The organism is uncultured Meiothermus sp., from assembly GCF_937863175.1.
Classification (GTDB): domain Bacteria; phylum Deinococcota; class Deinococci; order Deinococcales; family Thermaceae; genus Meiothermus.
The window spans coordinates 1-8206 of the sequence record NZ_CALMCQ010000388.1; the positions used below are offsets into that span (position 1 = coordinate 1).

The 8206-nt window shown below is 59.5% G+C and carries 8 protein-coding genes; 6 read left to right on the plus strand and 2 right to left on the minus strand.

All coding sequences use genetic code 11. The annotated features are described in order from the left end of the window. A partial coding sequence (locus Q0288_RS14520; protein WP_299431823.1) for an ATP-dependent metallopeptidase FtsH/Yme1/Tma family protein occupies positions 1–308 on the minus strand: 308 nt, incomplete at its 3' end. Positions 309–575: 267 nt separating this feature from the next. Here Q0288_RS14520 and dnaK point away from each other — a divergent pair. The 5 genes from dnaK to Q0288_RS14545 all read left to right on the plus strand — a co-directional run bounded on the left by dnaK (position 576) and on the right by Q0288_RS14545 (position 6202). Continuing rightward, positions 576–2450, plus strand: a complete 1875-nt coding sequence (gene dnaK / locus Q0288_RS14525) for a molecular chaperone DnaK (RefSeq protein ID WP_299431825.1) — start codon at positions 576–578, stop codon at positions 2448–2450. A gap of 91 nt (positions 2451–2541) precedes the next feature. Further along, positions 2542–3075 carry a nucleotide exchange factor GrpE gene (locus Q0288_RS14530; RefSeq protein ID WP_299431827.1) on the plus strand — a complete coding sequence of 178 codons (534 nt, stop codon included), beginning with the start codon at positions 2542–2544 and terminating at the stop codon, positions 3073–3075. Between the two features lie 55 nt (positions 3076–3130). Then, the gene (locus Q0288_RS14535) at positions 3131–4006 is read left to right on the plus strand and encodes a DnaJ C-terminal domain-containing protein (protein WP_299431829.1); all 876 of its coding nucleotides are present in this window, start codon (positions 3131–3133) and stop codon (positions 4004–4006) included. Positions 4007–4149: 143 nt separating this feature from the next. Continuing rightward, positions 4150–5088 (plus strand): dienelactone hydrolase family protein, encoded by a 939-nt coding sequence (locus Q0288_RS14540; protein ID WP_299431831.1) that lies wholly within the window; start codon positions 4150–4152, stop codon positions 5086–5088. 142 nt (positions 5089–5230) lie between these two features. Then, a complete protein-coding gene (locus tag Q0288_RS14545) occupies positions 5231–6202 on the plus strand; it encodes an aldo/keto reductase (protein ID WP_299431833.1) in 972 nt (323 codons plus the stop codon). Here the strand turns inward: Q0288_RS14545 and Q0288_RS14550 are convergent. Further along, positions 6190–7350: an MFS transporter gene (locus Q0288_RS14550; protein WP_299431835.1), complete on the minus strand. Its 1161-nt coding sequence runs from the start codon at positions 7348–7350 to the stop codon at positions 6190–6192. The two genes, Q0288_RS14545 and Q0288_RS14550, sit on opposite strands and share 13 nt — an antisense overlap. A gap of 241 nt (positions 7351–7591) precedes the next feature. On the opposite strand from Q0288_RS14550, the gene Q0288_RS14555 reads away from it, so the two are divergent. Beyond that, positions 7592–8206 (plus strand): mannose-6-phosphate isomerase (locus Q0288_RS14555; RefSeq protein ID WP_299431837.1); only part of this gene is annotated, 615 nt, incomplete at its 3' end.

Sequence of the window (8206 nt, forward strand, 5' to 3'; positions counted from 1 at the left end):
AAAGGGTTATCCCGCCGGGGTGCGGCAACCTCCACCTGGATTTTTTTGTCGCCCCATTCGCGGATGGTGGTGGTGTCCACTGGGCTGGGTGCAAAAGTGACGTACTGGTCGCTGTCTTCCTTGCGGGTTACATTGAGCTGCCGTCCATCAACTGCAATTTTGGCAACCCGCCCCTGGTCTATTTCGTTAAGAAACGTCGTATAGGCCACCTGATTGGTGGGCTGCTGATTGGAGGTCAGGCTGAAGGCCCAGGCAATCAAAATAGCAAGGAGCAGGACAAACCACAAGTTGAACGGCAACCGGTTCATGGTTCCCCCAGAGTACACCCAATTGCATACTCAAAGGTAGTCAAGAGAACCGTAGGCTGTAAAGTTCGAATGTCCCCTTGAGGACGAGCTTAGACCGCTCTCAACTCTTCTATTGGCCCCCCAGTCAACGCACGGTCATCGAAGGTATGCTGGCTTTAAGTACTGGGTAAGATTGATACAACCACACTCAACTCTATTGACTATCCTGCTAATAAAAGCTATCCTGTCCCCTAGTGAGCCGTGCTTAGTGCGGTTATCGGAGGATATATGGCCAAAGCCGTGGGAATTGATCTGGGAACCACCAATAGCGTAATCGCCATCATGGAAGGCGGAACGCCCGTGGTGCTGGAAAACGCCGAGGGCGAGCGCACCACCCCCAGCGTGGCGGCCTTCAAGGGCAGTGACCAGCTCGTGGGCCGGGTAGCCCGCCGCCAGGCAGTGCTTAATGCCGAGGGCACCGTCTTCGAGATCAAGCGCTTCATCGGGCGTAGCTGGGATGAGGTGCAGGACGAGGTGAAGCGGGCCCCCTACAAGATGGTGCAGGGCCCCGATGGCGGGGTGCGGGTAGACATCGCGGGCAAGCTCTACACCCCGGAGGAGATCTCGGCCATGATTCTGCGCAAGCTGGCAGATGACGCCTCCAAGAAGTTGGGTGAGAAAATCACCAGGGCCGTGATTACCGTTCCGGCCTACTTCAACAACTCGCAGCGCGAGGCCACCACCAACGCTGGCAAGATCGCCGGTTTGGAGGTGTTGCGCATTGTCAACGAACCTACCGCGGCGGCCCTGGCCTACGGGCTGGACAAGAAAGGCGACGAGACCGTGCTGGTCTTCGACCTCGGCGGCGGCACCTTCGACGTAACGGTGCTGGAAATTGGCGGTGGGGTGTTCAAGGTGCTTTCCACTGCGGGCGACACCCACCTGGGCGGTTCGGACATGGATCATGCCATTGTTAACTGGCTGGCCGAGGAGTTTAAGAAGGAGTCGGGGGGCGTGAACCTCAAGGCCGACCGCCAGGCTTTGCAGCGCCTGATTGAGGCCGCCGAGAAGGCCAAGATTGAAGTCTCGGCGGTTACCGAGACCACCATCAGCCTGCCCTTCATTGGCCTCGACCCGGTGAGTAAGACCCCCTTGCACCTCGAGCGCAAGCTAACCCGCGCCAAATTTGAAGACCTGATCCAACCCCTGCTCAAGAAGATTCGCGGCCCCGTAGAGCAAGCCCTGCGCGATGCCAACCTTTCGGCCAGCGCTATTCATGAGGTATTGCTGGTGGGTGGCTCGACCCGCGTTCCGGCGGTGCAACAGATCGTGCGGGAGATGCTGGGCAAGGAGCCCAACCGCACCGTCAACCCCGACGAGGTGGTAGCCCTGGGGGCCGCTGTGCAGGCGGGTATCCTGACCGGCGCGGTCGAGGACATGGTGCTGCTGGATGTCACCCCGCTCTCGCTGGGCGTGGAAACCAAAGGGGGGGTGGCGACCGTCCTGGTCAGCCGCAACACCACCGTGCCGGTGACCCGATCGGAGATTTTCACCACCGCCGACCACAACCAGCCTTCGGTGGAGATTCACGTGGTACAGGGCGAGCGCTCCATGGCGGGTGACAACAAGAGTCTGGGCCGCTTCCGGCTCGACGGCATCCCGGCCATGGCCGCAGGTATGCCCCAGATCGAAGTGACCTTCGACATTGACCGCAACGGTATCCTGAGCGTCAAGGCCAGGGAGAAGTCCACCGGCAAGGAAGCCTCCATTACCATCCAGAACACCACCACCCTCTCCGAGCAGGAAATTGACCGCATGGTGAAGGAGGCTGAGGCCAACGCCGAAGCCGACCGCAAGCGCAAAGAACACGCCGACCTCAAGAACAACCTCGACACCGCCCGCATCCAGGCCGAGCGGGTGATGACCGAAAAGGAAAGCACCCCCGAGGCCAAGAGCCGGCTGGAAGCTGCAGTCGGCAAGGCCAAGACCCTGGTGGATACCGATGGTTCCGATGCCGATTTGCGCAACGCCACCGAGGAACTGCTCGCGGCCCTGCAAGCCTACGAACAGGGGGCTGCCGGCGCAGGGGCCACCGCAGGAACCCAAAGCACCACCCAGAAGCCCGACGATGTGATTGATGCGGATTATAAACCCGCCGACTAAGGATTTGGGGGTAGGGTAGGGAATGGCAACATTTCCAACTCTGGGTTTCCTGCGGTTTAGCCGAGGTTTGAAGATGGATCACGAGAAAGACATGACTGAATCCGCTGTGGATCAGACCCTGTTAGAACCCGCTGAGCTGGATCAGCTCAAGGGCGAGGTGGAGTTTTTGAAAGCCGAGCTCGAGGCCTCCAGGAATAAATTCTTGCGTCTGTACGCCGATTTCGAGAACTACAAAAAGCGCATGACCGGCGAACTGGAAGCGGCCCAGCGCAATGGCAAGTTCGATGCAGTGCGCTCGCTGCTGGGTATGCAGGACGACCTCGAGCGAGCCCTGGGTTTCGCAGGCGTGAAGCCCGAAGACCTGATTCCAGGCGTCAAAACCGTGCTGGAAAACTTCTCCCGCAACCTCAAAAGCCTGGGCGTGGAAGCCGTACCGGGGACTGGCTCCGACTTCGATCCACGCTTCCACGAGGCCATTGCGGCGGTTGAAGGCGAGGACGGCAAGGTCATGCACGTCTACCAGCAGGGCTTCAAGTATGGCGATTTGCTGATACGGCCTGCGCGGGTGGTGGTGGGGGTGGGGAGCGGCATTAAGCAGGAGGAGCCTCGAGCCGATAGCCAGTAGCCGATAGCAAAGTCTTTAGCTATGGGCGACCCGCTATCAGCTATGAGCATCACCTATGGCCTACAAGGACTACTACAAAATTCTCGGGGTATCCAAAAACGCTTCCGAAGATGAGATTAAGAAGGCGTTCAAAAAACTTGCCCGCAAATACCACCCCGACATCAACAGAGATCCCGGGGCCGAGGACAAGTTCAAGGAAATCAACGAGGCCTATACGGTCCTGTCCGATGCCGAAAAGCGCAAGTTCTACGATACCTACGGCACCACTGCGGGCAGCGGGAATTGGCAAGGCCCACCGCCCGGACAGGGAGGCTTTGGCGGCTTCACGGGCAATGTGGGCGACTTTTCCGACTTCTTCCAGCAGCTCTTTGGCAACATGGGGGGACGCGGCGGTTTTGGCGACCTGTTTGGAGAAACTCCCCGCCAGGGTCAGCGCCGGGTAGGAGAAGACCTCGAGGCCGAACTGCCCCTGGGGCTGGAAGACGCCTACCGAGGGGGCGAAAAAACCATCTCCATCGGCTCCGAGCGTATTACTGTAAAGATTCCTCCCGGAGTACGCGAGGGTCAAAAGATTCGCCTTGGTGGGAAAGGTCGCACAGGTGGGGACTTATATTTGCACATCAGGCTGCAATCCCGACCCGATATGCGTTTGGAAGGTGACGACCTCTACACGGTGGTGGAGCTACCCGCGCCCATTGCGGTACTCGGAGGTAAGGTGCGGGTACAAACCCTCGATGGCCCCGTGGAGATGACCGTTCCCAAGCGTACCCAGGCCGGACGCAAGCTGCGGCTCTCTGGCAAAGGCTGGCCCCGCAAGGACAAGAGCCGTGGAGACCAGTACGCCGAAATCCGCATAACCATTCCGATCAACCCAAGCCCAGAAGAAGAACGCCTGTATACAGAATTGGCCGAATTGTTAAAAGTCCGGTAGGCGGCCCCAACCATCCACCAACCCAGCCCCGGAGGGTAGCGGTTTGTTTTCTGGCGGGTAGTATTGTGAGATATACATTTGTGCATGGGGCGTGGCTTTGCACCTGGTAAAGCGATAAGACTGGGTTTGGGAGGTATAAAGCTATGTTTCGTCAAGACCTGTTCCGGTATGTGGCAGAGGAGTTCGCAGAAGACTATCGTGAAGGGGAGCTCGAGCGCCGGGAGTTTTTGCGGCGCTCGGTGCTGCTGGGCGGTGGAGTTCCTGGAGCCAGGGCCCTCCTGGCATCGCTGGGCATCACTGGGGTTAGCGTGAGCGAGTTGGCGCAGGCCCAACAGGCCCCAGCCCAGACCCAGCAGGCACAGGCCCAGCCGCTGGTCAGCCCCACCGATCCAGCCATCCAGATACGCGAGCTGAGCTACAAGGCTCGGGATATAGACCAGATCGCCTATTTGGCCCGCCCAGCAGGTGGGGGCTCCCACCCTGGCGTGATTGTGATTCACGAAAATCGGGGGCTGCAACCGCATATCCAGGATGTAGCCCGCCGGTTGGCAAAAGCTGGATATATCGCGCTGGCCCCCGATCTGGTTTCCAAGATCGGCGGTACTGCGAAAATTGCCGATACCGCCCAAATTTCCGCCTACCTGGCCCAGGCTGGAGGCGATGAGCACATGGCCAACCTGCAAGAAGCCCTCAAGGTCTTGAAGGCCACCCAGGGGGTACAGGCCGATAAACTCGGTGTTACTGGCTTTTGTTTTGGCGGGGGCTTGACCTGGCGCATGGCCACCGAGGTAGCCGAGCTAAAAGCAGCAGTGCCTTTTTACGGGCCAGCCCCCGATTTGGCCAGGGTTCCGAACATCAAAGCAGCACTGCTGGGCATTTATGGCGGCCACGATACCCGCATCAATGCCGGTATTCCTGCCCTGGAAACAGCCCTTAAGGCCGCCAACATCCGCTACCAGATCAAAATCTATGAAGGCGCCAACCACGCCTTCCACAACGATACCGGCGCCAACTACAAAAAGGATGCTGCCGAGGATGCCTGGAACCTGACCCTGAACTGGTTCAAAACCTATCTGATCTGAACTGCGAATCCTGTTGCCTCGCCATGAGCCCTTTCTGCGGCCACAAGCCCAGAGGTAGACTAATTTCAACGCACGGGCACAGCATATTCTGGGGTGTGAGAGCAATTCCACCCCGACAGCCTGTTTGTGTAAGAATGCGCTCATGCAATACAGAACCTTCGGACGAACGGGCTGGCAGGTCTCGGAGATTGGCTATGGCATGTGGGGGTTGGCAGGCTGGACAGGCTCCGACGACGAGGAAACCCAGCGTGCGCTACACCGCGCGGTTGAGCTGGGGGTGAACTTTTTCGATACCGCCTGGGCTTACGGCGAGGGCCGGAGTGAAAAAATCCTGGGTGAGCTGGTGCGGGCTCACCCCGATCAGAAGCTCTATACTGCCAGCAAAATTCCCGCCAAAAACTTTAAGTGGCCCGCCAGGGCCGATTACACTCTGGAGGAGTGCTTTCCGCCCGACCACATCCGCCGTTATACCGAGTGGAGCCTGCAAAACCTGGGGCTGCCTTCGCTCGATTTAATGCAGTTTCATGTTTGGAACGATCGCTGGGCTCTGGATATGCGCTGGCAGAAGGAAACTCAAAAACTAAAAGAAGAAGGGTTGGTCAAAGCCTGGGGGATCAGCATCAACCGCTGGGAGCCAGCCAACGCCATCGCAGCCCTACAGACCGGCCTGATTGATGCGGTGCAGGTGATCTACAACCTCTTCGACCAGAACCCCGAGGATGAACTTTTCCCGGTCTGCCGCGAGTTAAACATCGCAGTGATTGCCCGGGTGCCCTTCGACGAAGGCTCGCTCACCGGAACCCTGACCAAAGAGACCACCTTCCCGCCGGATGACTGGCGCAGCCGCTACTTCCATCCCTCCAACCTGATTCCCACCTTAGAGCGCGTGGAGCGACTCAAAATGGATGTACCAGCCGGTATGACCCTGCCCGATCTGGCCCTGCGCTTCATCCTGCAAAACCCCGATGTCTCCACGATTATTCCAGGCATGCGCAAAGTGCGAAACGTGGAAGCCAATGCGGCTACCAGCGATGGAACACGCCTGCCCGTGGAGCTAATGGCTCGCCTGCAAACCCACCGCTGGGTGCGGTATCCCACCCCCTACTCGGACTGAGGATTGCGCCGGTGTTCGACCACGTTAGAGAGCAACAAGGCCCCTATCCCAAAGACCGCCGCCTGGGCGATCCAACCCAGAGCGTAGTTGTTGCTGAAGTCCACCAGCAAGCCAAACAGGGGTGGTGCGGAGGCGATGCCGATCGAGGTAAAAATCAGGCCAAACCCCACCACCCGGCCTTCCCAACCAGGGGGAGATAGTTCGGTTAACAGCGAGAAATGCAGCCCTTGCCATCCCAGTGCGGTGGCCCCGTAAAGAACCACAATCAAGGCCATAATCCACAGGGGTGTACCCGGAGGAAGCCAGGCCAGTACCAGGGCGCTCAGGCCGGCCAGCGTGACCATCATTACCAGCAAAGGCTTGCGCCTTCCCCCGCGTTTATCCGAAAGCCACGACCAGAACACCCGACTAAAAGCACCCGCGAACTGGGCAGCGGTCAGGAGGGCTGCGCCGGTCAGAATGGAAACAGCAAAACCTTCGCTCAGAAACAAAATAAGGTAGGTAATCATCACGAATTGGCCAGTGGGTAGGGTGATACCTGCAACCGCCGCCAGCAGGATGTTGCGTTCGCGCAAAACCCGCGCAAGAGGCAGGCTGACTCCCTGTAGCCTTGCTATTGGAGGAATACTTTCGTAATAGAGCCTCGAGGCAACCAGAGCAGCCAGCACGGCAATCGCTGCTGCGACCACCGAGGCCCAGCGCCAGTCGGAGAAGTGGGCGACCACCGGCAGGATGGCGGCTGCCAGCGCGCCTCCCAGGGGCACCGACATCTGGCGCAAGCCAATCACCAGACCCCGTCGCTCGGGTGGAAACGACCGAGCTACCGCCTGGGAACCGGCTGGCGTGGATGAGGCTACCACCAGCCCTACCACCAGCAAGAGCGGAACGAACATCCACTGAGACTGAACAAAAAGGGCTATCGTGAGGGCGAGGGCAGCCGCTGCCAGGGTTCCAACAATCATGACTGTACGGCTGCCCAGCCGGTCGGTGAGCCAGCCAGAGGGTAGAGCACCCACCATGGTGCCCAGGTAGATAAAAGTGTTGAGCAAGCCCACCGCCGCCAAAGACAGTCCCAGATCTGGGCGGATAAATGGTGCGAGGGTTGGGTAAGCCTGTCCAATGAGCGATACCGCAGCTCCGGCAGACATGGCGGCAACGAGGACAGACCAGGGCGACACGGCTAAAATAGGCTACCTTGTCTGGGGTAATTCGGAAAATGGGGGGACAAGTCTCCGGGTCGCGCTTGCAAGAACCCCAGAAAATTGGTTTCCGGTGAAGCTTTCGCAGCTTCCCGGGAGAAGCCGCAACCAGACCGCCAATCAACGCCTGAACGGGCCGGTCAAGCCCCCAAAACCCAGTATGGCCCGGCAGGTCGGTAAACTGAGGTGAATGCGCGACCTCGATTCGCAGGAGACCTACCTCGCCGACCGCCTGGGCCTGGCCTTCGATCTGCGCGATCTGGTGGGCTCCGGGCCGGCTCCCCTGGCCCGGTACGCACCGCCTTATGGGGTGGTGGGTTTTGGAGAGGGCTGGTGGGCGGCATTGCTCGCACGCGACTTTGCCCTCGAGCTCACCGCCACCGGTACGCAGTTTGTGCTGGAAGGAGGCTACGATTTCGGGGGCGCTGCCGGAGCCGGACTCTATGCTGCGGCCAGCGGAACCGAGATTGTTCGTCTGGGGTTTCGGGAAAATGTCGAGGTGGAAGTGCTGGCCCACCCCCTCGCCACCTACCGCTACCTGCGTTTTTTGTTGCTGGCCACCCACCAGCCCACCGAACTGGCCCGGATAGACCAGGCTTTGCTGCTCGAGCGTGATCGCCTGCGCCCCGAAGTGAGCCTGAGCAAAAACCCCGCCAAGTTTCTGGCCTATTCGCTCCTCGAGCGCACGCCCATGTGGGTGGTTCCCGACCGCTATCCGGGCCTGGGCCAAGCCTTGCAACAAACCTTTAGCCGCATTGGCAAAAGCCTCTCTTTCACCCCCCCTCCATCGGCGCTGGAGTTTTTT

Bases quoted from the DNA above. Each gene is read 5' to 3' on its own strand.
- dnaK (WP_299431825.1), top strand. From the start codon at position 576: ATGGCCAAAGCCGTGGGAATTGATCTGGGAACCACCAATAGCGTAATC.
- Q0288_RS14530 (WP_299431827.1), top strand. From the start codon at position 2,542: ATGACTGAATCCGCTGTGGATCAGACCCTGTTAGAACCCGCTGAGCTG.
- Q0288_RS14535 (WP_299431829.1), top strand. From the start codon at position 3,131: ATGGCCTACAAGGACTACTACAAAATTCTCGGGGTATCCAAAAACGCT.
- Q0288_RS14540 (WP_299431831.1), top strand. From the start codon at position 4,150: ATGTTTCGTCAAGACCTGTTCCGGTATGTGGCAGAGGAGTTCGCAGAA.
- Q0288_RS14545 (WP_299431833.1), top strand. From the start codon at position 5,231: ATGCAATACAGAACCTTCGGACGAACGGGCTGGCAGGTCTCGGAGATT.
- Q0288_RS14550 (WP_299431835.1), bottom strand. From the start codon at position 7,350: ATGTCTGCCGGAGCTGCGGTATCGCTCATTGGACAGGCTTACCCAACC.